We start from the raw sequence: 22095 nt of genomic DNA on the forward strand, positions 1-22095 counted from the left end.
CTTGAACTCAGACTTTCCTGGGGGTTCGGTCCAGCACCAGGCGATAGCCCTGATGCGGCATTTCCTTGAGGAACCGCGCGACGCGCACGACGGTGGTCGGGCTGGTGCCCGCCGCCTGCGCGATCTCGCGATAGGATTTCGACTTCTCGTCCAGCAGACGCGCCACGGCCCAGCGCTCGGCGAAGGCGCGAACCTCGGCCGGGGTGCAGAGGTCGGCCAGGAAGGCGTCCATCTCGGTCCGGGTCTTCAGCGACAGCAGGGCGTCGTACAGCGCCACCCGGTCGGCCGTCTGGCGTTCCGGGGCCGGCGGCGCGGCGATGTCTGAGGGGCGGTCGGTCATGCTGGGCGTTCCACTATGCTGTAACAGTGGAACGGTCAACCCTTTCCTCCGTCAGGCGTTCTCTTCCGCAGCGCAACAAAACTGTTGCACCCCGTCGGGCCCCCGGTCCACGTTGAGCCTTCACACAGACACGGGAGCGACCGTCACGTTCGACGAGATGTCAGGCCATGCCGGATCCGGTCAGGTCCGCAAAAGCTACCGGACGCTGGCCCGGTGGCTTGAGGCCGCGCCGTCGGACCTGCTGCAGGCGCGTTCGCGCCAGGCGGAGCTGTTCTTCCGTCGCATGGGGGTGACCTTCGCCGTCTATGGCGACGTCGAATCCAACGAGCGGCTGATCCCCTTTGACGTGGTCCCCCGCATCATCGACGCCGCCGAATGGGGCCAGCTGGAGAAGGGGCTGAAACAGCGGGTCTCGGCGCTGAACGCGTTCCTCAAGGACATCTACGGGCCCCAGGACTGCATCAAGGCCGGCATCATCCCGGCCGAGCTGATCTTCACCAATCCCCACTACAGGCCCGAGATGCAGGGCCGGCGCCCGCCGGGCGACATCTGGACCCACATCTGCGGCGTCGACCTGGTCCGCACGGGCGAGGACGGCTTTGTGGTGCTGGAGGACAACTGCCGCACCCCCTCGGGCGTCTCCTACATGCTGGAGAACCGCGAGATGATGATGCGGCTGTTCCCGGACCTGTTCGCCGAACACCGCATCCGCCCGGTCGAGACCTATACCGACATGCTGCTGGCCTCCCTGCGGGCCAGCGCGCCGGACCATGCCGGGGCCGATCCGAACATCGTCGTCCTGACCCCCGGGCCCTTTAACTCGGCCTACTATGAGCACAGCTTCCTGGCCGACAAGCTGGGGGTCGAGCTGGTCGAGGGCGGGGACCTGTTCGTGCGTGACGACATCGTCTTCATGCGCACCACCGAGGGCCCGCAGCGGGTCGATGTCATCTACCGCCGCGTCGATGACGAGTTCCTCGATCCCCTGACCTTCCGCCCCGATAGCGCGGTCGGCATCCCCGGCCTGATGGCGGCCTATATGGCGGGCAATGTGACCCTGTCGAACGCGGTCGGAACCGGCGTCGCCGACGACAAGGCGGTCTACACCTACATGCCGGAGATCATTAAGTTCTTCTCCGGCGGCGACCCCCTGCTGGGCAATGTCCCCACCTGGCGCTGCCGCGAGCCCGACGCCTTGAAGGAGGTGCTGGAGAAACTGCCCGAACTGGTGGTCAAGGAGGTCGGCGGGTCCGGCGGCTACGGCATGCTGGTCGGCCCGGCCGCCACCAAGGCCGAGATCGAGACCTTCCGGGCGAAACTGATCGCCGACCCCGACGCCTTCATCGCCCAGCCGACCCTGAACCTGTCGACCGCCCCCACCCTGTGCGACGGCAATCTGGCGTCGCGTCACGTCGACCTGCGCCCCTTCGTCCTGTCCAGCCCGGCCGGCGTGCGCGTCGCCCCCGGCGGCCTGACCCGGGTGGCGCTGAAGGCCGGGTCGCTGGTGGTCAACTCCAGCCAGGGCGGCGGCACCAAGGACACCTGGGTGCTGGATGACTGAGTTCTCAACAATCCTCCCCCATCGGGGGAGGGGGACCGCGGAGCGGTGGAGGGGGCCAACCCCGGACACGAATTCGCGTGGTTCCCCCCGGCTTCGATCGAGACCTTCTGCTCTGCGCCCGTGTGCGTGGCAGGCCCCCTCCACCCCCGCGCAAGCGCGCGGCGGTCCCCCTCCCCCGATGGGGGAGGAATAAATGCTGAGCCGTACCGCAGAGAGCCTGTACTGGACCGGCCGCTATATGGAGCGGGCGGATTTCCTCGCCCGGATTCTGGAGGCGGCGGTGCGTCTGGCCGCGCTTCCGGCCCGCGACGGGGCCGCCGCCACCGCCTGGGCCAGCGCCATCGCCTCGGCCGGGGTCTCGCGCCAGTTCGCCGCCAGCGCCCGGACCCCCTCGGAAAAATCCGTGCGCGAATATCTCGCCTTCGCGCCCGACAATCCCAGTTCGATCCGCGCCTGTCTGACCGCCGCCCGCACCAATGCCCGCTCGGTCCGCACCGCCCTGACCATCGAGCTGTGGGAAGCGATCAACGGGGCCTGGAACGGCCTGGCCGAGCTGGGCGAGCCGTCCAAGCGCGACGACTTCGTCCGCTATCTGGAGTTCGTGAAGGGCGTGTCCTTGGCCTTCGAGGGGGCGTCCTCGCGGACCATGCTGAGGAACGACGCCTACTGGTTCCTGCGGCTGGGCGGGGCGATCGAGCGGGCCGACAACACCGCCCGCCTGCTGGACGTGAAATACCACCTGCTGCTCCCGGCCGACGAACGGGTCGGCGGCCAGCTGGACTATTTCCAGTGGACCACGCTTCTCCGCGAGGTCTCGGCCCTGACCGCCTACCGCTGGGTCTATCGCGAGAGCGTGCGGCCCTGGCTGGTCGCCGACCTCATGGTGCTGAACCGCCAGATGCCCCGGTCGCTGGCCAGCTGCCAGGGCATGATCGTCTCCTATCTGGATCGTCTGGCGACGGACTATGGCCGGCGCGGGCCGGCCCAGCGCCTCGCCTCGGCCCGGCTGACCCGATTCAACGAGACCAATATCGAGGAGATCTTCCAGTCCGGTCTGCACGAATACATCCTGGCCTTCCTCAGCGAGAACAACGCTTTGGCCAGTGCCGTCCACGACCAGTATCTGGTGTAGGGGCCGATCATGCGCATCCGGATCGATCATGAGACCCGCTACACCTACAACCGTGCCGCCCGGTTCATCGTCCAGATCCTGCGTCTGACCCCGCGGTCGACCGAGGGCCAGCAGGTCCGTGACTGGCGCATCGAGACCGATGTCGACGCCCACCTGCGCCGGTCCGAGGACGCCTTCGGCAACATCGTCCACACCCTCTATACGGAGCGCCCGACCGCCGCCCTCATGGTTCGCGTCACGGGCGAGGTTGCCACGATCGACACCGGCGGGGTGCTTCGCGGCGTCCCGGAGCGCCTGTCTCCGTTGGTCTTCCTGCGTGACACCCCCCTGACCCATGCCGATGAGGCCCTGCGCGAACTCGCCGCGGAGGTGGGGCCGGAGGGCGATCCACTGACCCGTCTGCACCGGTTGATGACGGCCATCCATGATCAGGTGGCCTTCATGGTCGGCGCGACCACGGCCGACCACACGGCCGCTGACGCCTGGGCCCAGAAGCAGGGCGTCTGTCAGGATCATGCCCAGATCTTCATCGCCACGGCGCGCCGCATGGGCATCCCGGCCCGTTACATCTCCGGCCATCTGCACCGCTCGGACGGGGTGGAGAACCAGGACGCGGCCCACGCCTGGGCCGAGGCCTGGGTGCCGGATCTGGGCTGGGTCGGGTTTGACGCGGCCAATGGTGTGTCGCCGACCGAACACTATGTCCGCGTCGCCTGCGGCCTTGATGCGCTGGGGGCGTCCCCCATCCGCGGCACCAGCTATGGCGGCGGCGGCGAGACCCTGACGGTCTCCCTGCGTGTGCGTCAGATGCAACAGACCCAGCAGCAACAGCAACGGCAGGCACGATCGTGACCCGATCAGGGATCGTTCTGTTAATCGAATCTGTTAGCGTCGGTCCTTCAACGGGTGGCGGTCCGGTTCTCCGGCCGGGTCTTCTGACATGACTTACTGCGTCGGCATGATGGTGAACGAGGGTCTGGCGATGATCGCCGACACCCGCACGAACGCCGGCGTGGACAACATCTCGTCCTACAAGAAGCTGCATGTCACCGAGGTGCCGGGCGAGCGGGTCATCGCCATCGCCACGGCCGGCAATCTGTCGGTGACCCAGATGGCCCTGTCGCTGGTGTCCAAGGGCGTCCACATGCCGGGCGGGGACGGGCCCGAAACCCTGGAGACCGTGCCCAGCCTGTTCCGCGCCGCCCAGATCTGCGGCCATGCCCTGCAGCAGGTGCGCGCCGAGTTCTCGCCGTCGCCTTCCCTGTCACCCGAGGCGGACGCCCTTCGGCTCAGCGCCAGCATGCTGCTCGGCGGACAGGTCAAGGGCGGCCAGCTGCGCCTGTATCTGATCTATTCGCTCGGCAACTTCATCGAGTGCGGTCCCGACACCCCCTATATGCAGATCGGCGAGCTCAAATACGGCAAGCCCATCCTGGACCGCGCCCTCAGGCCCGATACGCCGATGGCCGAGGCGGTCAAGCTGGGCCTGATCTCCTTCGATTCCACCATCCGTTCGAACATCGCTGTGGGTGCGCCATTCGACATGATCGTCATCCCGCGCGACGGCCTGCACGGTGAACAGCGCCGGATCGAGGCGGATGATCCCTACTTCCGCGAGCTCGGCCGTCTCTGGTCCGAAGCCCTCGCCGCCGCCCACCGCGCCATGCCGACCCCGCCCTGGCTGGAACGGATCAGTCCGCCCCGCCCCAGCATCTCGGTGGTGGGGTAACCCCAGGCGTCCTCTCCCGCCGGGAGAGGGCGGATAGCTCCTGAGGATCTGCGCCGCTCCGTTGGTGCACGCGGCGAACTCCATGTCCCCGGCTCGCCGTCCGGCCTCGACCGCGAGGCCGATGACGCCTGTTCAGACGGCCGTCTCCCACCGTCGCCCGGACAAGGAGACGCGTTTCTTGCGAGCTGTTCGCAAAACACTTGCCCTTCATGGCGAAGCTGTTATTGCGAGCGCATCGCATTTTCAACACCGGAACGCCTCACTTGTCCCTGTCCAGCGCCGCCGCCCTCCGCACCCTCCTCAGCGCCTCGACCGCCGCCGGCATGTTGTGCGCCGCTCCCGCCGTGGCGCACGCCCGGACCCATCCAGCCTCCGAGCCGGTGGATACGCAGCAGCAGCAGGCGACGACCTCCACGCTCGAATCGATTGATGTCGAGGGACAACGCATCCGTCGGGCTCCGGACTCGCCGCGCTTTACTGCCCCCCTCGTCGACACGCCCCGCGCCGTCACCGTCATCCCCCAGCAGATCATCGAACAGACGGGAGCCACCTCGCTGCAGGACCTGCTGCGCACCTCGCCCGGCATCACCTTCGGGGCCGGGGAGGGGGGCCAGCCCCTGGCCGACCGGCCCTTCATCCGTGGCCAGTCCTCGGGCAACAACATCTTCCTGGACGGGATCCGTGACACCGGCGGCGGCCAGCGCGACGTCTTCGCCCTGGAGCAGGTCGAGGTCGTCAAGGGGCCGGACTCGGTCTATTCCGGCCGGGGTTCGGGCGGCGGCTCGATCAATCTGTCGACCAAGTCGCCGCGCCTCGACGCCTTCACCAATGTCTCCCTCGGGGTCGGCACGGACGGCTACCAGCGCGGCGCGGTTGACTGGAACGCGCCGCTCGGCGGCACGGCAGCCCTGCGCATCAATCTGATGGGAGCCCAGGGTGACGTCCCGGGCCGGGAAGCCGTCGACTATGACAAATGGGGTCTGCTGGTCTCGCTTGGGGCGGGCCTGGGCACCGACACCCATGCGGTCGCCAGCTACTATCACCTGACCTCGAACTCGATGCCCGACTACGGCATCCCCCTGTTCACCAAGATCGGCATCCGCACCACCGAAAGCGGGGTCCTCGATGTGCCCTACGATAGCTTCTACGGCCTGACCGCCCGCGACTATCTGGAGACGACGTCCGACGCCTTCACCTTTGATGTCCAGCACCGCGTCTCCGACGCCCTGACCCTCCGCAACGTCAGCCGCTATGGCGAGACGCTGAACGACTACATCGTCACCAATCCCGGCGACGGCGGCAACATCACCAACAACGGCGTGGCCCTGATCAATGGCGTCTACTGGATGAAGCGGGGCCTGAAGTCGCGCTGGAACCCGACCCGGACGCTCTCCAACGTCACCGACATCTACGGCAAGATCACCGCCGGCGGCCTGACCCACAGCTACGATGTCGGACTGGAGCTCAGCCGCGAGCAGAACCGCAACGCCGGCTGGACTGTGACGACCCTGTCCGGTTCGGCCTGCCCCGCGCCCCTGACCGGCTTCGACTGCACCCCCCTGTATGATCCCAACCCCTCGGACCCTTGGACCGGCACGATCGCCAAGGGTCCGGTCAGCCGCAACACCGCCGAGACGGTCGGCCTCTATGCCTTCGACTCGATCGCCATCGGCTCGCGCTGGGTGGTCAATCTGGGTGCCCGCTACGACCAGTATTCGGTCGATGGGACGGATCTGTCGAATACCTTTGTGGCGACCCGTCGCGAAGGCGAGTGGGACTTTGCCAACTATCAGGCGGGCGTGATCTACAAGCCCTCGACCCATTCCTCCGTCTACGCCTCATGGTCCACGGCCTCGACTCCGCCGACCATCGCCGCAGGCGACCAGAACGCCAGCAATGGTCAGGGCAACGGCAACCTCGCCCTCGTGTTGCTCGAGCCTGAGGAGACGACCAACTATGAGGTCGGGGCCAAGATCAGCCTGTTCCGCCAGCAGTTGCTGCTCTCGGCCGCGGCCTTCCACCTGACCCGCGAGAACGCCCAGATCCAGATCTCGACCGGCGTCTATGCTCAGGTGGGCGAGGTTCAGGTCCGGGGCATCGAGCTGGGGGCCTCGGGCAATGTCACCGACCGCTGGCAGGTGTTCGGGGGTTACAGCTGGATGGACTCCGAACTGGTCCGCGGAGCGTTCAACAACATCCGGGTCCGCGAGCCCCTCGCCAACACGCCCGAACACAGCTTCAGCCTGTTCACGACCTATCGGCTGACGGACCGCTTCACCGCCGGGGGCGGGGTCTACTACGTCTCCGACAGTTTCGGCGGCAACCAGGGTGGGGCCGGTGGCGGGAACAACGCCGTCTTCGCGCCGGAATACACCCGGCTGGACCTGTTTGCCTCCTATGACCTCAACGACCGCACCTCGGTGCAGCTGAACGTGCAGAATGCGGGCGACGAGGCGTATATCCTCCGCACCAACGGCGTTCATCACGCCGACGTCGCCCCGGCCCGCTCGGCCACCCTCGCGCTGAACCTGCGCTTCTAAGACTGTCCGCCGGAGACCCGTCCTTGCTGCTGCACATCCCCGACGTCTTCAGCAAGGACGAGGTGGCCCGGCTGCGGACGATCCTCGACGCCGGCGACTGGTCCGACGGCAATGCCACCTCGGGCCATCAGTCGGCCCGGGCCAAGACCAACGACCAGCTGCCGGAGGACTCTCCCGCCGCCCGCGAGGTCGGGGCCATCATCGTCCAGGCTCTGCAGGCCAGTCCGATGTTCGTCTCGGCCGCCCTGCCGCACACGATCTTTCCGCCCCTGTTCAACCGCTACGCGGGGGGCCAGGCCTTCGGCGTTCATGTCGACAATGCCATCCGGGTCCATCCCTCCGGCCTGCGCATCCGCTCGGACCTGTCGGCGACCCTGTTCCTGTCGGAACCCGGAGACTACGACGGCGGCGAACTGGTGATCGAGGACGCCTACGGCCCCCAGACGGTCAAGCTGCCCGCTGGCGATCTGGTCCTCTACCCGTCACGCAGCCTGCACCGCGTCACGCCGGTCACCCGGGGGGCCCGGGTCTCGTCCTTCTTCTGGATCCAGTCCCTCATCGCCAGCGATCAGGACCGTGAGACCCTGTTCCAGCTGGACGTCGCCACCCAGCGTGTCGCCGTCGATCAGGGCCCGACCGCCCAGGCCGTGCTCGAGCTGACCGGCGTCTATCACAACCTGCTCAGGCGCTGGTCCGAGGTCTGATTACCAGCGCAGCGACAGTCCGGCCCGCACCGTCCGGGGCGGGCCAAAACCTTCCACCCCGTCGCCCGTCTCCGACACCGCCACCTCGGCATCGAACAGATTCTCCGCCGCCACATAGACCATAACCCCGTCCCGGATCACATACTCGGCCCGGCCGTCCACCGTCGTCGCCGCCTCCAGCACCCGGCTGTTCAGATCGTCCTCGAACCGGTCACCCTCGTGCCGGACCCGGACGATCAACCCCAACCGGTCGGTCGCCTGCCAGTCCGCCCCGGCCGAGACGGCCCATTCCGGGGCCTGGGCCGGCCGAAGTCCGGTCAGCTGCGCCGCCGAGGTCCCGCCATCGACCTCCGCGTCCGTCAGGGACAGTGCCGCGTCGACCGACAGCCGCTCCCCGATCCGGTGCGTCGCTGTCGCCTCGATCCCCGTCGCCTCGATCGTCCCGGCATTCTGCCGCTGGCGCAGCACCCCGCCCGCCGGCACGAACCCCGCCCGCGGGAAGGTCCCCGGTCCGGCCCCGATGGTCACATTGACGATGGCGTCCTCGATCCGGTTCCCGAACACCGTCACCCCCAGCGCCGTCCCCCCGCGCTCCCACGCCAGCCCGGCCTCGATCCCCTGCAGGGTCTCGGGCACCAGCCCGGCATTGGCCTCGGTCAGGTCGTTTCCAACCCGGAACGGCCGGTGCAGCTCATTCAGCGTCGCCGGCCGAAACCCGGAATAGGCCGCTGCCCGTCCCGCGAACCCGCCGCCCAGATCGCGCCGCGCCGCCAGTCGCGCACTGACCACCTCGCCCGACCGGTCCGGATCTGTCTCGTCCAGCGTGGCCAGCCCGGTCGCCCGGTCCCGCTCCAGCCGCCGGCCGTTGGCATTCTCCCAGCCGTCGACGCGCAGGCCTCCCGCCACGAGCCAGGGTCCCCGCGTCCAAGAGCCCTCGCCATAGGCCCCGATCACCGAGGTCTCGCCGCCCGCCACCCGGTCGCGGGTGAAGGCTCCTGCCATGAAGCGGAACATCTCCCGGGTCTCGCCCTCATTGAACCGGGCGTCGGCCCCCAGTTCCCACTCCAGCCGGCCCCCGCCGATGGCAATGGCAACCCGACGCAGGGCGACATTGGCTCCCCAGCCCTCGGCCGGGGTGGCGAACTGGTCATTGGCCGGGGTCGTGCCCGTCCGCCCGGCTGCGACCGCCGCCGAGGTATTGGAAAAGTCGCTGACGCGTCGCCAGACCTGCGCCCGCCAGCCGATCCGCTCCGCCGACGGGGCGCGCGACACCGTCGCCGCATAGCTCTGGCCACTGGCCGAGGACCGCGCGCCGGCCAGACCCGAGCCCCGGTCCTCATCATAGGCCGAGGCGCGCAGCGACAGGGCGGTGGCTCCGTCCAGCGCCACATCGGCCCGCAAGGCTCCGCTCAGGGTCGCCAGATCCAGCGGCGTGTCGACGGCGCCCGCCGCCGGGCCGCGCACCGGCACATAGCCGTCGCTCAACTCGCGTTGCACCGTCCCGGTCAGGGCGAACCGTCCGGCGGACAGGGTCGTGGCTGCCGCGAGCCTCCGGCCCCCATAGTCTCCGCCCGACAGGTCCAGCGCCCCGCCGCGCTGGTCGCGCTCCCGCAGCTGGATCACCCCCGTCAGGGCCCCGGCCCCATAGGGCCCGGCACCCGCGCCACGAATGATGTCGAGCCCCGACAGGCTTTCCGGCGGGACCTGGGACCAGATCACCCAGCCCCCGAACGGATCGTTCAGCGGCACACCGTCCAGCGTCACCAGGGTCCGGCCCGCGCCCGAGGGGGCGATGGACCGCAGCGAAATTCCCTGGGTCGTCGGATTGGCCGCGAGGCTGGAGGTGCGCCGGAACAGGCTGACGGCCGGCACGGTGGCCAGGGCCTCGTCCAGCCGCGTGGCCCGGTCCAGCCGGTCGGGATCCAGCCGGATCACGGAGAAGGCGGCGTCTCCGGCAGCGGGCGGCAGGCGGGCGGCGGTGACGACGATGTCGGGAAGGTCGGCGGGGATGTCCTGGATCATGGGCGGTGAAATACACGCGGACGGCCCGCGTTGCTCACGCGATCCACATTTTCCGGTGCCTGCGCCTTCAGGTCACAGTCGTGCGAGGATGTCTGCCGCGAATGAGGACAGGGTGTCGTCCCGCGCACCCATGACGACGATCCGGTCGCCGGGTCGCGCCAGCTCCACCAGCCGGTCGCCGCAGGCCGGGCGGTCGGTCAGGGCCTCGGCGTTCCGGCCCTCGGCGCGCACCCCGGCCGCGATATCCTCCGAACCGACGCTGCGGTCCGTGGTCCCGCCGTAGTAGACCGGCTCGGGCATCAGCAGCACGTCGTCGGGGCGCATCAGCCCGGCGAAGGTCTCGATGAACTCCCGCTTCATCAGCTTCAGCGGCCCGAACCCGTGCGGCTGGAACAGGATCAGGAGCCGCCCGTCAAAGGCATGCAGGGTCTTCAGTGTGGCGGCGATCTTGTCCGGGTTGTGGGCGAAATCGTCCAGCACAGTGATCCCGTTCGCCGTCCCCACCACCTCCATCCGGCGTTTGATGCCGGCGAAGGTCTCCAGCGCCGCGACCGCCTCGGCCAGGGGGACGTCGAGTGCCCTGACCGCCCCCAGCGCCGCCAGGGCATTGGCGACATTGTGCGCACCCGGCACGTTCAGGGTCACCGCCAGCCGGTCCCCGCTGGCCCGCTCGGTCAGGTCGAACGTCATGCCGGCGGGCAGGGGCTGCAGATCGTGGGCGGCGAGGTCCGCGGCGTCGTTGCCCAAGGCAAAGGTCCGGACGGATCGGCCCCGGCCGTCATCGACCATGGCCTGGGCGAGGGCGGCGGTTTCCGGATTGTCGAGGTTCAGCACCGCGGTCCGAGCCCGGCCGGTGAAGCCCCCGAACAGGTCGCGCAGCTCCTCCATCGACTTGTGGTCCAGCGAGATGTTCGACACCACGGCCACGGTCGGGTCATAGCGGGCGATCGAGCCGTCCGATTCATCCACCTCGGCCACGAACAGGTCCGCCCCGCCGACCAGGGCGCTGGCGAAGGGATGGTCGGCGTCGGCGAAATTGCGCATCACTGCCCCGTTCATCACGGTCGGCGCGCGGCCGGCCTCGCTCAGGATCCAGGCAATCATGCCGGTGATCGTCGACTTGCCGCTGGTGCCCGCCACCCCCACCGAGGTCGGGGCGGCGTTAAAGATCTGCGAGAGCAGTTCCGGCCGGGTCACGATGGTGGCCCCCAGCCGCCGGGCGGCCCCGATATCCGGCACCGTGTCCTCGACCGCCCCGGTGGCCACCACGATCTGGTCGGCGCGGATGCCCGAGCCGTCCTGCGGAGACAGCGTCACCCCCTGCGCTTTCAGCCAGTCAAATTTCTCGGGCGTCCGGCCCTGATCCAGCGCCCGGTCAGAGCCTGCGATCGCGGCCCCCTGTGCCCTGACGATCATGGCCAGCGGCAGCATGCCCGATCCACCGATGCCGCAGAAGAAATAGGAGACGTTTTGATCCATGGTGCCTTAGAACAGAGGTTCGGCGCTGCGCGCCACTCTCTTTTGCAGCCTTGCGCACGGAGCCCTGGGTGACGCTGGAAACCGACCCCGCCAAGGCGTCCAACGCGTTCAAGATCGGGGCCGTCTGCGTCAGCTCCCGGTTTGACCGGAGCCGGGCTGAAGCCGTCGAGGCCTGGATGGGCGAACACGTTCCCGATCGCTCGGTCTCGGTCGTCTTCCATCCCAACAGCTTTCTGAAGTCCGGTCACTTCGCCGGCGACGATGCGGCGCGCGCCGACGCCTTCGTCGAGTTCGCCAACGACCCCCGCATCCACGCCGTCTGGTTCGCCCGCGGCGGCTATGGCTCCTGCCGCGTGGCCGAGGCAATCATTCCCCGACTGAACGCTGTGGCGCGCAAGAAGCGCTATCTCGGCTACTCCGACGCTGGCAGCCTGATGGCGGCGCTTTATCGGGCCGGCTTTGAGCATGTTGCCCATGGGCCGATGGCGTCCGACGCGGTGCGTAATGACGCGACGGCCCAGGGGGCCCTGGCCTGGCTCACCGGGGGCGACACACGCTGGCTTGAACCTTCGCTGGCGACCGATCCCCGCCCGGCCGTGGCCTTCAACCTGACGGTGCTGGACCAGCTGCTGGGTACGCCGCTGGAGCCGGACCTGACCGGCCATGTGCTCATGCTCGAGGACGTCTCCGAGGCGGCCTACCGCATCGACCGGATGATGTTCCACCTGACCAGCCAGGCCTCGATCCGCCGGGTCGCCGGCATCCGCGCCGGGAGGTTCACCGATGTCACACCAAACGAGCCGGACTTTGGCCTGACGGGCGAACAGATCGTCCAGTATTGGTGCGAACGGTCGGGGATTCCCTGGCTTGGGCCAGCCGATATCGCCCATGACCGGGCCAACAAGATCGTGCCGTTCGGGTCACGCTGACAGGGTTAAAACTCAACGCGCCGGGGAAGCCTGTCGACAGCGAACGCGGGTCGGGGTCACATGGCCGGGATGAGGCATAACGGTTTCTGACCTGCCGGCATGGACACGGGCGACCCTGTCGGCGTGAAGGAAAGAGCCGTTCTCGCCCAGGCGACGACCGCGTCGGGGGGCGCGGTCGAGGCGGCGGTGAGCCGCGGCCTCATCCATTCCGACGGGGCCCGTCTTCACACGCTGGAGGCGGGCCTTTCGTCAGGCCCGGATCGTGTCCCGGATGAATCCCTTTCGGCCCTGACGCGTTGCACGGGCCAAGGAGATCCGCATGACCGACGCCCTGCGCTACTACGCCCACACCGACAGCGGCCACGGCCACCTGCTGGAGGCCTCAAGCTATGAGGACGCGGCCCTCAGCTTTGCCGAGGCCCACGCCCCCATGGCCGAGGACGATGCCGTGCGGGTCGTGGTCCAGGCCGCCGACGGCGGGCCCGAGCACTGTTTCGTGATCCACCTGCACAGCGGCGCGGTGGAGGCCTGCGGCTAGGCTGGATTGGGTGCGCGGCTGCAATATTCATCACAAAGGACACCAAGGAAGGCACGACGGGACCGTCGCGGCGTTGGGGGCGGTGTCTTCCCGGCAAGGCGCTGGATCGCGGCTTCGCCGCTTAGTCCTGGCTTCGACAAAGTCCTCCCCATGCGCCATCAGAGCCCGACTGCGTCACCCGCACAGGACCCGTCGTGTCCTTTGTGCCTTCCTTTGTGCTCTTTGTGATGAACCCCTATGGCCGGGGCCTCAGGCCGCCTCCGCCTTTGCCACCACCAAGGCGTCCAGGGCCTGGACGAGGTCGGCGATCAGGTCGTCCTCGTGCTCCAGCCCGACCGACAGGCGCAGCAGACCGTCGGTGATGCCGGCGACGACGCGCGCTTCCGGCGTCATGGCCGCGTGGGTCATGGTGGCCGGGTGGGCGATCAGGCTTTCGACCCCGCCCAATGATTCCGCGAGGGTGAAAGTGTCCAGCGTCTCGACCAGCTGGCGCACGGCCTCGACGCCGCCGACCAGCTCGAATGACAGCATGGCCCCCGGCCCCTGCTGCTGGCGCGCGGCCAGGGCGTGGTTGGGGTGGGACTTCAGGCCCGGATAGTGGACGGCCGAAACCGCCGGGTGGTCTTCCAGCAGGGCGGCGACCTTGCCCGCCGTGGTCTGCTGCCGTTCGATCCGGGCAAAGAGCGTCCGCACCCCGCGCAGGGTCAGATAGGCGTCGAACGGCGATCCCGTGACGCCCAGACAGTTGGCCCACCAGGCCAGCTCGGCGTGGTCCGCCGGATCGGCCGCGATCACCGCCCCGCCGACGACGTCCGAATGGCCGTTGATGTACTTCGTCGTCGAGTGGACCACGATGTCGGCCCCCAGCTCGATCGGCCTTTGCAGGGCAGGGGACAGGAAGGTGTTGTCGGCGACCACCTTCGCCCCGACCGCATGGGCCCGGGTGCAGATATCGGCGATGTCGACCACGCGCAGCAACGGGTTGGACGGGGTCTCGACCAGCACCAGTTTCGGGTTCAGGGCCAGCGCCTTGTCGAGAGCGACCGGATCGCCCTGATCGACCCACAGCACCTCGAAATGCCCCTTCCTCGCCCGCGCGCACAACAGCCGGTGGGTGCCGCCGTAGCAGTCGTGCGGGGCGATCAGCAGGTCGCCCGGCGACAGCAGGGTCAGGGGCAGGTCGACGGCCGCCATCCCCGTGGCCGTGACCACGCAGCCCGCGCCGCCTTCCAGCTCGGCCAGGGTCTCGGCCAGGACATCCCGCGTGGGATTGCCCGAGCGGCTGTAGTCGTATTTCCGCTTTTGCTCGAAACCGGCGAAGGAATAGTTGGACGACAGGTACATGGGCGGCATGACCGAGCCATGGGCCGTGTCGGTGTCGACGCCGGACCGGGCGCAGGTGGTGCGGACGTCGTGGGGGCGCTTGCCGGTCGATTGGCTCATTGGTCGATATCCTTCAGGGCGGCGCGGAGGATGGCGGCGACGGCCTCGTCCTCCTTCAGAAAGGCGTCGTGGCCGTACAGGGACGGGGCCTCGACCAGACGGAACAGGTTGGGCAGGCGGGCGGCCAGTTCGCGGATGTCGTCGATCGGCACCAGCCGGTCGGAGGCGAAGCCGACCAGGGTCACAGGGGTGCGGATGGCCTCGGGCGTCACCGCATGGCGGTCGATCGAGTCCGACAGCGACAGCCAGCGCGCCGGCGTGGTGTGGGTGCGGTAGGCCTTGCCCCGGGCGGTCAGATACTCACACACCGGATAGGCGTGTCCGGCCTCGGCCGGGGCTGTGGTCTCGAACCGGTCGGCGAACTCCTCGGCCGTGCGATAGGTGGTCATGGCCAGTTCGCGCGCCAGGGCGACGCCGTCCTCAGGCCGTCCGGCGGCCTCGGCCAGCTGCAGGATGCGGCGCTGGATGCCACGCCAGGCCGTGGCCTGCGGGTGGGCGCGGTGGGCGGCGGAGACCACGACCAGCTGCTCGACCCGGTCGGGGAACAGCTCGGCAAAGGCCAGGCCGATCATGCCACCATAGGAACAGCCGACGAAGGCCGAGACCACGGGGTCGCCCAGATGGTCGAGGATCAGCCCCAGCAGCCGGGCCTGGTCGTGGGTGGTGATGGTGACGGGTTTGGCCCCGTCCGCCGCTTCCGGGGCGTAGTCGAAGGCCAGCACCTGGAACCGGCTGAGGTCGATGGGCCCCCGGATCGAGACGGCCCCGGACCACCAGCCCAGACCGTTGGTCTCGGTCCGGTGCACGAACCGGCCGGCCGAAATTCCGCCAGCGACCACCACGAGCGGGGCTCCGACCCGGCCATGCAGCCTGCCGACAATCTGTCGCTGGCCCAGCCGGTCGCCGGACGCCAGCCGGAACTCCCCGGGAATGGCGACCGAAATGTCCACGGCCGTGTTGCCGGTGCGCACCGGCCGAACGGCCGATCGCACGGGCCGACAGAGCGGGTCGGAGGTGATGGTTTGAGTGTCGAAAGCCATGGCGTCGTCTGCATCGTCCCGCCCAGCAAGGCTCCGGATGCGATGACAGATCGTGGAGACGTCGCCTCGTCGACGCTCCACTCATCTCTCGCGGAAGGTCCGAAAACCGTCCTCGCAGGAGTTGGCACCGTTCGGCTGGAAACCGATGGTTGCCCCGACGTCAAAGGGCCTATCCCTCGGTCGGTCTTGATGAGTGCACTTACGTTGCGGCCACGCCGATCGCCGGTCAAGAGAAAAAATCTACCCTTTTGCGTCGTGTGGGCGGCGGTCTGACTGTGGTTGGGGCGGCCCTGCGATCCTCAGCGCAAGAAAAATGCACAAACCGGGTTGACGGCACGCGATCCACCCGACACCCTGAGACCAACGAACTCCAGAAGGTTCCGCCTGTGTCCCGTTCCGGCCGCATCGCCGTTTCGACCTCGACCGCCGCGCTCGCGGCGCGTTCGATGACGCTCGCCACCCTCATTTCGACCACCACCGGTATGACCATCACCGGCCCCTCGCGGGCGGGAACGGGATAGCGCGCAGGTCGAAAGACACTCCAAGCAACCCAGACCCGCCCGGCCCCGGCCCGGCGGGTTTTCTTTTGTCCGAAATCCAGCCTCAACTCCGAACGGAACACCCCGATGCCCTACTCCGCCGCCCATCTCGCCGTCGTCGAGAAACCGCTCGCCGAACCCGCGCCCGCCGCCGAGGTGGTGGTGCTCAAGTTCGGCTCCTCCATCCTGCGTGACCAGTCCTGCGCCCCTGCCGTCGCCTCCGAGGTCTATGGCCATGTCCGCGCCGGCCGGAAGGTGATCGCGGTCGTGTCAGCGCTCGGCGGCCACACCGACCGGCTGCTGGCCGATGCCCGGGCCCTCGGCCTGGATCACGAAAACGACCTCCTGCCCGGCTATGTCGCGCTCGGTGAGGAGAAGGCGGCGGCCCTGGTCGCTATCGCCTGCGACCGGATCGGCCTCGACGCCGCCGCCCTGTCCGTCCGTGAACTGGGCATCGTCGCCGAGGGACCGTCGGAGCACGCCCATCCCGTCTCCCTGCGCAGCGAAGCCGTGCGTCGGGCGCTTGCCGATCATCAGGTCGTGGTCGTACCCGGCTTCGGGGCCGTCGGGGCCAATGGCCGGGTCGTCCTGCTGGGCCGGGGCGGTTCGGACCTGACCGCCGTCTTCCTCGCCGCCGAACTCGGCCTCAGCCGCGTGCGGCTGGTGAAGGACGTCGATGGCCTTTACGACCGCGACCCCGCCTCTGCCTCGGGCAAGCCGCTGCGCTATCGCCGCGCCAGCTGGGACGACGCGCGCCGCCATGGCGGGGCCCTGGTCCAGCATGACGCCATTGATCTCGGCCAGTCCCGCTCGGTCGACATCGAGGTGGCGGCCCTGGGCCGGGCCGACTGTACGGTGGTCGGCGACCATTCGGCCCCGCCGGGACCGTCGGTGCCCGACGCGCCGCTGAAGGTGGCCATCGCCGGCTGCGGCGTGGTGGGCGGCGGCCTGCTGCAGCGTCTTCTGAAGGACAGCCGGTTCGAGGTCGTCGGGGTGCTGGTGCGCGACCCGTCGAAGCCGAGGGATGTCGACGCGCCCGCCAGCCTGTTCACATCCGATCGCGAGGCCCTGCTGGACCTGAAGCCCGACATCCTGCTGGAGGCCCTGTCCGAGGGCGGCGCCGGGCATGACCTGATCCGCTGCGCGCTGGAACGCGGCATCGACGTCGCCAGCGCCAACAAACAGGCCATCAGCCGCGACCCCGCCGGTCTGGCCGATCTGGCCCGGGCCCGGGGCGTCCGCCTCGCCTATTCGGCCGCCGTCGGCGGCGGGGCTCCGATGATCGAGACCCTGCGCGCCGCGAAATCCGCCGGGCCGGTCAAGGGGTTCGAGGCGGTGCTGAACGGCACGGTCAACTTCATGCTGACGCGGCTGCAGGCGGGGGCGGACTTCGCCGATGCCCTGGCCGACGCCCGGGTCGCGGGCTTCGCCGAAGAGGATCCGTCCTCGGATCTGGAGGGCCGCGACTCGGCCGCCAAGGTCCGCCTGCTGGCGTTCGAGGCCTTCGGCCGCACCCCGGCCGAGGCCGATGTGCCCTGCGCCATCCTGTCCGAGGCCTTTCAGCCGGGCGGCCCTGTGCGCCAGATCGGGGCCTGCTTCCGCGACGGCGAAGGCCTGAAGGCGTCGGTTTCGCTTGACGTCGGGCTGGACGATCCGCTTTTCCAGAGCCTGGACGGGGAGCGCAATGCCTTGAAGGTCTATGGCGAGGACGGCCGGGTCTGGGCCTGCAAGGGACGCGGTGCCGGCCGCTGGCCCACGACCGAAAGCGTGCTGGCCGATGTGGCCGACATCGTCCGGGCACGCCATGCGTCGTTGGGGCATCACTAGCCCTTGGCCGTCTTCACTCCGGTTTCGGACGGTCAGGCGAGGGCGTTCCTGAACGCCTACGACCTCGGCCCCTTCCAGTCTCTCCACCCCATCGCCGAAGGGGTCGAGAACACCAACTACCGCCTCGAGACCGACGGGGCCGTCCACGTCCTGACCCTGTTCGAGGCGCGGACCGACGCGGCCAGCCTGCCCTTCTGCCTCGGCCTGACCGACCATCTGGCCGGCGGCGGATTTCCAGCCCCCCGACCGGTGCGGGACCGGACCGGACAGTGGATCGGAACACTGAACGGGCGGCCGGCGGCGGTGATCGAGTGGTTGCCGGGGGCGTGGCTCCGCAACCCTTCCACCGCCGAGATCGAGGCGGCGGGGGGCATGCTGGCGCGGCTGCATCTCGAGGCCCGGGACTTCGCCGTTTCCCGGGCCAATCCCGTGGGGCCGGTCGTCTGGCGGGGCCTCGCCGACCGTTGCGCGACGGCCGCCACAGGCGAGGATCGGGAGACCCTGAACGGCGTCGAAGCCGCCTTGGTCGCGCTGGGAGATCCGTGGACAGATGATCTGCCGCGCGGTCCGATTCACGCCGACTATTTTCCGGACAACGTCCTGTTCAACGGCGGGGCGGTGTCCGGCGTGATCGACTTCTATTTCGGCTGCACCGACCTTTGGGCGTATGATCTCGCCATCGCCCTCAGCGCCTGGGGTTTCGATGGCGCGGGTACGCCTGTCCCTGGCGCGGTCGCCGCCTTCCGCCGGGGCTATGAGGCGGTGCGTCCCCTGACCCGCGCCGAGGCCGAAGCCCTGCCCGGGCTGGGCGAGGCCGCTGCCCTGCGCTTCACCCTGACCCGGCTGCACGACCGCATCTTTCATGATCCGACCAAGCTGGTGACGCCCAAGGATCCCGGGGCCTTCTTCCGCCGCGCGGCCTGGTGGCGGGCGCGGGCCAGCCTGCAGCCCGCCATCCTCTGAGGCAAACCCGACGCCGGGAACCCGGGCGGCAGGTCGTGGTTGGCAGGGGCATAGCCCTCAAACCGCAAGGCCTCTTTCCCATGACCGATCATTCCCGCCGCACCTTCGTCGCCGGAGCCGGCGTCGCTGCCGCCGCCCTCGGCACCACGCCCGCCGGGGCCCAGACGGCCGGCCCGGGCGGCCAGCCTGTCGGCCGGGCCGCGCCCGACCCGTCCCGCTATCCCGAACCGCCGTTCCCTGCCCAGCGCCAGCCCTGGCCCGGCCTGGCATCGGAGATGACCCCGCGTCCCGACCACGGCGAGGGCAGCTATCGCGGCTCCGGGCGTCTGACCGGCAAGCGCGCCCTGATCACCGGGGGCGACAGCGGCATCGGCCGCGCCGCCGCCATCGCCTACGCCCGCGAGGGGGCCGATGTCGTCATCAACCACCTGTCGGCCGAGCAGTCCGACGCCGATGAGGTCATCGCCCTGATCCGCGCCGAGGGCAGGAAGGGCATCTCCATCCCTGGCGACCTGCGCGAAGAAGCCTTCTGCCGCGACCTGATCGACCGCGCGGTGCGGGAACTGGGCGGGCTCGACATCCTGGTCAACAACGCGGCTCGCCAGCAGACCCAGCCGACCCTCGGCGACATTACCAGCGAGGCCTTCGACGCCACCATGAAGACCAATGTCTATGCGCCCTTCTGGCTGACCCGGGCGGCGCTGGAGCGGATGTCCGAGGGGGCGGTGATCGTCAACACCTCGTCCGTGGTGGCCGGGGACCCTCCGGCAGAGCTGGTCGACTACGGCATGACCCGGGCGGCGGTGTTGAACTTCACCAAGTCCATGGCAAAGCAGCTGGCCCCGCGCGGCATCCGCGTCAACGCCGTGGCCCCCGGCCCCTTCTGGACCCCGCTGCAGGTCTCGGGCGGCGCGACCCAGGAGAAGCTGCAGAGCTTCGGCTCCGAAAGCCCGGCGGGCCGCCCCGGCCAGCCGGCCGAGATCGCCGGCCTGTTTGTCGCCGCCGCTGACCCCTGGCTCAGCTACTCCACCGGCCAGATCTTCGGTGCCACCGGCGGCAGCGGCCAGCCGGCGTAGGACTGGCCTCGACGTCTCCTCCCTGTTCGCGTCGCGAACGGGGAAGGGGACCGCGAAGCGTTGGAGGGGCTCCTGACCGCGCGCATGATCGGGGTCGTAGGATCACGCGCGCCTCACGCAAGCGTGGGGTGGGCCGGGGCAACCGCGCCCTGCGCCGAGGGTTCTTTCAGCATCGGATCGTTCCGTGAACGGTCTATCGCAAAGGAGCCCGAATGGCCGACGCCAAGGACACCCCCGAAACCCAGACCGACATCGCCCGGCGCGCGATGGATCTCAAGACCGACGCCGATGCGCCGCATCATCCCGCTGCTGGTCAGACGGCCAATGAGGGCATGGCGCTGAACGCCGGGGCCGACGGCGCGCCGTCGGGGGCCTTCGACGCAGAGGGCCAGCGGCCTGTGCTGGAACGCTCGCGCAAGAGCCGCTGAACCCTTCTCGCCATCCAGGAGCGACCACTTGATGCAAGTGCAGATCAATACCGACAACACCCTTCCCGGCCGCGAGGCCATGCTCGGGGAAATCGAGTCCGCCGTGCGCGATCGACTGTCCCGGTTTGAAGACCGGCTCACCCGGGTCGAGGTCCATCTGACCGACGAGGATGGCTCCGGCAACGACGTCAATGACAAGCGCTGCCTGATCGAGGCCCGCCCGGCGGGTCAGGATCCCGTCAGCGTGAGCGACCAGGCCGGTTCGATCGACCAGGCCACCTCTGGGGCGCTCGGCAAGCTGACCACCGTCCTCGACCGCACCTTCGGTCGCCAGACGAACCGCAAGGGTCACTAGGGGGCGAAAGCCTTGACCGCCGCCAGCGCCTCGTCGGCGTCGGCCCCGATCACCTCGAACCGCTCGGGCCGATCGCCCAGCTCGCGGATGACCCGGGGCGGGTCGGGGTCGAAGCCCAGCACCGGTGCGACATCGCGGCCGAACTTGGCCGGGTGGGCGGTGGCCAGGGCGATCACCGGCCCGTGGGACCGGTCGACACCCCGTGCGGCCGACAGGGCGACGGCCGTGTGCGGACAGACCACCTGACCCCAGGAGGCGTGGGCATGGGCGATTTCCATCCGCGTCGTCGCCTCGTCGACCGAGACGGCCGAGACCTCGGCGCGCAGGGCGGCCAGAAGCTCGGCGGGCAGGGCGACCTGACCGTGCCGGGCGAAGTCGGCGAACAGCCCGGCGGTCAGGGCGCTGTCCCGACCCGAGGCCTCGAACACCAGCCGCTCGAAGTTGGACGGCGCCTGGACGTCCATGCTGACGCTGGCCGTCTCGACGGCGGCCTTCCGCGCATAGACGCCCTCATTGATGGCGCGTGCGAGGGCGTCATTGGCATTCACCGCCGCGACAAAGCCGGCGACCGGCAGACCCATGTGCCGGGCCGCGATCCCGGCGAAGGCGTCGCCGAAATTGCCGGTCGGTACCACGAACACCGGGGCCCGCGTTTCGCCCATCGCCGCCAGCTGGGAGACGGCCGAGACATAGTAGGGGATCTGTCCCGCGAGCCGGGCCCAGTTGATCGAATTGACCGAGCTGAAGCGACTGTGGGCCCGCAGCGTCTCGTCGGCGAGCAGCCCCTTCACCAGACGCTGACAGTCGTCGAAATCGCCCCGGACGGCCAGGTTCAGCACATTGGGGGCGTCCAACGTCGTCATCTGCCGACGCTGGACGGCCGAAACCCGTTCGTGCGGGTGCAGCACGATCAGGCGGATGCGGGGCTGGTTCGCGAAGGCGGCGACGGCGGCCGCGCCCGTGTCGCCGCTGGTGGCCGTGACCAGGGTCAGGGTCTCGCCCGATGCGGCCAGCGCCTCCGATGCCAGCGAAGCGGCCAGCTGCATGGCCAGGTCCTTGAACGCCGCGGTCGGGCCGTGGAACAGCTCCAGCAGGAACAGACCGTCCTCCAGCCGGACCAGCGGCGTCACCGCAGACGGGGCGAAGCCGGCGATCAGCCGGTCAAGCGCGCGGTCTAGGGCTCCCGCAGGCAGGGCGTCGCGGATGAAGGGCACCATCGCCGCCCGGGCCATATCGGCATAGCCGCGACCCGGGGCCCAGGCATCCGCAGCCAAAGTCGGCCACGACCCCGGCATATAGAGTCCGCCGTCCGGCGCGATGCCGCGCAACAGGGCCTCTGGGAAATCGGTCGGAGCAGCATTGCCCCGGGTGGAGACGTAGCGATCGGGCGTCATGATCTCTCTGGTTAGCCAGCGGTGCGGGACGCGTCACCCCTTTTCCCGCCTTGCGG

Annotated in this window: 20 protein-coding genes and 1 riboswitch; of the genes, 14 read left to right on the forward strand and 6 right to left on the reverse strand. The window is 69.2% G+C overall.

The window, feature by feature from the left end; all coding sequences use genetic code 11:
- Positions 1-7: 7 nt before the first annotated feature.
- Positions 8-340 carry a YerC/YecD family TrpR-related protein gene (locus SJY26_RS06805; RefSeq protein WP_396595374.1) on the reverse strand — a complete coding sequence of 111 codons (333 nt, stop codon included), beginning with the start codon at positions 338-340 and terminating at the stop codon, positions 8-10.
- A gap of 157 nt (positions 341-497) precedes the next feature.
- On the opposite strand from SJY26_RS06805, the gene SJY26_RS06810 reads away from it, so the two are divergent.
- From SJY26_RS06810 to SJY26_RS06835, 6 genes are all read left to right on the forward strand, one after another.
- Positions 498-1901, forward strand: a complete 1404-nt coding sequence (locus tag SJY26_RS06810; RefSeq protein WP_396595721.1) for a circularly permuted type 2 ATP-grasp protein — start codon at positions 498-500, stop codon at positions 1899-1901.
- Positions 1902-2094: 193 nt separating this feature from the next.
- On the forward strand, positions 2095-3033 hold the full coding sequence (locus SJY26_RS06815; RefSeq protein ID WP_396595375.1) for an alpha-E domain-containing protein: 939 nt from the start codon (positions 2095-2097) through the stop codon (positions 3031-3033).
- Positions 3034-3042: 9 nt separating this feature from the next.
- Positions 3043-3885 (forward strand): transglutaminase domain-containing protein, encoded by an 843-nt coding sequence (locus SJY26_RS06820; protein ID WP_396595376.1) that lies wholly within the window; start codon positions 3043-3045, stop codon positions 3883-3885.
- An 88-nt stretch (positions 3886-3973) separates the two neighbouring features.
- On the forward strand, positions 3974-4762 hold the full coding sequence (locus SJY26_RS06825; protein ID WP_396595377.1) for a peptidase: 789 nt from the start codon (positions 3974-3976) through the stop codon (positions 4760-4762).
- Between the two features lie 263 nt (positions 4763-5025).
- Positions 5026-7302 (forward strand): TonB-dependent receptor, encoded by a 2277-nt coding sequence (locus SJY26_RS06830; RefSeq protein ID WP_396595378.1) that lies wholly within the window; start codon positions 5026-5028, stop codon positions 7300-7302.
- Positions 7303-7325: 23 nt separating this feature from the next.
- Positions 7326-8006, forward strand: coding sequence for a Fe2+-dependent dioxygenase (locus SJY26_RS06835; RefSeq protein ID WP_396595379.1), 681 nt, complete (start codon positions 7326-7328; stop codon positions 8004-8006).
- Here SJY26_RS06835 and SJY26_RS06840 read toward each other — a convergent pair whose 3' ends face one another.
- Both SJY26_RS06840 and murC read right to left on the reverse strand, forming a co-directional pair.
- Positions 8007-10028 (reverse strand): TonB-dependent receptor, encoded by a 2022-nt coding sequence (locus SJY26_RS06840; RefSeq protein ID WP_396595380.1) that lies wholly within the window; start codon positions 10026-10028, stop codon positions 8007-8009.
- Between the two features lie 72 nt (positions 10029-10100).
- Positions 10101-11507, reverse strand: coding sequence for a UDP-N-acetylmuramate--L-alanine ligase (murC, locus tag SJY26_RS06845; RefSeq protein WP_396595381.1), 1407 nt, complete (start codon positions 11505-11507; stop codon positions 10101-10103).
- 68 nt (positions 11508-11575) lie between these two features.
- Here murC and SJY26_RS06850 point away from each other — a divergent pair, with 68 nt between their 5' ends.
- Positions 11576-12436, forward strand: a complete 861-nt coding sequence (locus SJY26_RS06850) for an LD-carboxypeptidase (protein WP_396595382.1) — start codon at positions 11576-11578, stop codon at positions 12434-12436.
- Positions 12437-12755: 319 nt separating this feature from the next.
- Positions 12756-12974 carry a DUF5961 family protein gene (locus SJY26_RS06855; protein ID WP_396595383.1) on the forward strand — a complete coding sequence of 73 codons (219 nt, stop codon included), beginning with the start codon at positions 12756-12758 and terminating at the stop codon, positions 12972-12974.
- A 249-nt stretch (positions 12975-13223) separates the two neighbouring features.
- Here SJY26_RS06855 and metB read toward each other — a convergent pair whose 3' ends face one another.
- The gene (metB, locus tag SJY26_RS06860) at positions 13224-14417 is read right to left on the reverse strand and encodes a cystathionine gamma-synthase (protein ID WP_396595384.1); all 1194 of its coding nucleotides are present in this window, start codon (positions 14415-14417) and stop codon (positions 13224-13226) included.
- Complete coding sequence (locus SJY26_RS06865) at positions 14414-15457, reverse strand: homoserine O-succinyltransferase (RefSeq protein ID WP_396595385.1); 1044 nt, start codon at positions 15455-15457, stop codon at positions 14414-14416. Before SJY26_RS06865 ends, metB begins: the two co-directional genes overlap by 4 nt.
- Positions 15458-15535: 78 nt before the next feature.
- Positions 15536-15653: riboswitch (SAM riboswitch) on the reverse strand.
- Between the two features lie 190 nt (positions 15654-15843).
- On the opposite strand from SJY26_RS06865, the gene SJY26_RS06870 reads away from it, so the two are divergent.
- The 6 genes from SJY26_RS06870 (at position 15844) to SJY26_RS06895 (ending at position 20645) form a co-directional block, all read left to right on the forward strand.
- The gene (locus tag SJY26_RS06870; protein WP_396595386.1) at positions 15844-15978 is read left to right on the forward strand and encodes a hypothetical protein; all 135 of its coding nucleotides are present in this window, start codon (positions 15844-15846) and stop codon (positions 15976-15978) included.
- 105 nt (positions 15979-16083) lie between these two features.
- A complete protein-coding gene (locus tag SJY26_RS06875) occupies positions 16084-17823 on the forward strand; it encodes a homoserine dehydrogenase (RefSeq protein WP_396595387.1) in 1740 nt (579 codons plus the stop codon).
- Positions 17824-17826: 3 nt separating this feature from the next.
- On the forward strand, positions 17827-18786 hold the full coding sequence (gene thrB / locus SJY26_RS06880) for a homoserine kinase (protein WP_396595388.1): 960 nt from the start codon (positions 17827-17829) through the stop codon (positions 18784-18786).
- A gap of 80 nt (positions 18787-18866) precedes the next feature.
- Positions 18867-19862, forward strand: a complete 996-nt coding sequence (locus tag SJY26_RS06885) for an SDR family oxidoreductase (RefSeq protein ID WP_396595389.1) — start codon at positions 18867-18869, stop codon at positions 19860-19862.
- 212 nt (positions 19863-20074) lie between these two features.
- Complete coding sequence (locus SJY26_RS06890; protein WP_396595390.1) at positions 20075-20290, forward strand: hypothetical protein; 216 nt, start codon at positions 20075-20077, stop codon at positions 20288-20290.
- A 31-nt stretch (positions 20291-20321) separates the two neighbouring features.
- Positions 20322-20645 carry an HPF/RaiA family ribosome-associated protein gene (locus tag SJY26_RS06895; protein ID WP_396595391.1) on the forward strand — a complete coding sequence of 108 codons (324 nt, stop codon included), beginning with the start codon at positions 20322-20324 and terminating at the stop codon, positions 20643-20645.
- Here SJY26_RS06895 and thrC read toward each other — a convergent pair.
- Positions 20642-22039, reverse strand: coding sequence for a threonine synthase (thrC, locus tag SJY26_RS06900; RefSeq protein WP_396595392.1), 1398 nt, complete (start codon positions 22037-22039; stop codon positions 20642-20644). The genes SJY26_RS06895 and thrC overlap by 4 nt on opposite strands.
- Between the last annotated feature and the right edge of the window lie 56 nt (positions 22040-22095).

This window comes from Brevundimonas sp. R86498 (assembly GCF_044598075.1).
Taxonomy (GTDB): Bacteria; Pseudomonadota; Alphaproteobacteria; order Caulobacterales; family Caulobacteraceae; genus Brevundimonas.

What these genes read in the sequence shown, in the direction of transcription:
- SJY26_RS06815 (WP_396595375.1), top strand. Translation starts at nt 2,095, where the DNA reads ATGCTGAGCCGTACCGCAGAGAGCCTGTACTGGACCGGCCGCTATATG.
- SJY26_RS06805 (WP_396595374.1), bottom strand. Translation starts at nt 340, where the DNA reads ATGACCGACCGCCCCTCAGACATCGCCGCGCCGCCGGCCCCGGAACGC.
- SJY26_RS06885 (WP_396595389.1), top strand. Translation starts at nt 18,867, where the DNA reads ATGACCGATCATTCCCGCCGCACCTTCGTCGCCGGAGCCGGCGTCGCT.
- SJY26_RS06875 (WP_396595387.1), top strand. Translation starts at nt 16,084, where the DNA reads ATGCCCTACTCCGCCGCCCATCTCGCCGTCGTCGAGAAACCGCTCGCC.
- SJY26_RS06840 (WP_396595380.1), bottom strand. Translation starts at nt 10,028, where the DNA reads ATGATCCAGGACATCCCCGCCGACCTTCCCGACATCGTCGTCACCGCC.
- SJY26_RS06895 (WP_396595391.1), top strand. Translation starts at nt 20,322, where the DNA reads ATGCAAGTGCAGATCAATACCGACAACACCCTTCCCGGCCGCGAGGCC.
- SJY26_RS06890 (WP_396595390.1), top strand. Translation starts at nt 20,075, where the DNA reads ATGGCCGACGCCAAGGACACCCCCGAAACCCAGACCGACATCGCCCGG.
- murC (WP_396595381.1), bottom strand. Translation starts at nt 11,507, where the DNA reads ATGGATCAAAACGTCTCCTATTTCTTCTGCGGCATCGGTGGATCGGGC.
- metB (WP_396595384.1), bottom strand. Translation starts at nt 14,417, where the DNA reads ATGAGCCAATCGACCGGCAAGCGCCCCCACGACGTCCGCACCACCTGC.
- thrC (WP_396595392.1), bottom strand. Translation starts at nt 22,039, where the DNA reads ATGACGCCCGATCGCTACGTCTCCACCCGGGGCAATGCTGCTCCGACC.
- SJY26_RS06825 (WP_396595377.1), top strand. Translation starts at nt 3,974, where the DNA reads ATGACTTACTGCGTCGGCATGATGGTGAACGAGGGTCTGGCGATGATC.
- SJY26_RS06865 (WP_396595385.1), bottom strand. Translation starts at nt 15,457, where the DNA reads ATGGCTTTCGACACTCAAACCATCACCTCCGACCCGCTCTGTCGGCCC.
- SJY26_RS06855 (WP_396595383.1), top strand. Translation starts at nt 12,756, where the DNA reads ATGACCGACGCCCTGCGCTACTACGCCCACACCGACAGCGGCCACGGC.
- SJY26_RS06810 (WP_396595721.1), top strand. Translation starts at nt 498, where the DNA reads ATGTCAGGCCATGCCGGATCCGGTCAGGTCCGCAAAAGCTACCGGACG.
- SJY26_RS06820 (WP_396595376.1), top strand. Translation starts at nt 3,043, where the DNA reads ATGCGCATCCGGATCGATCATGAGACCCGCTACACCTACAACCGTGCC.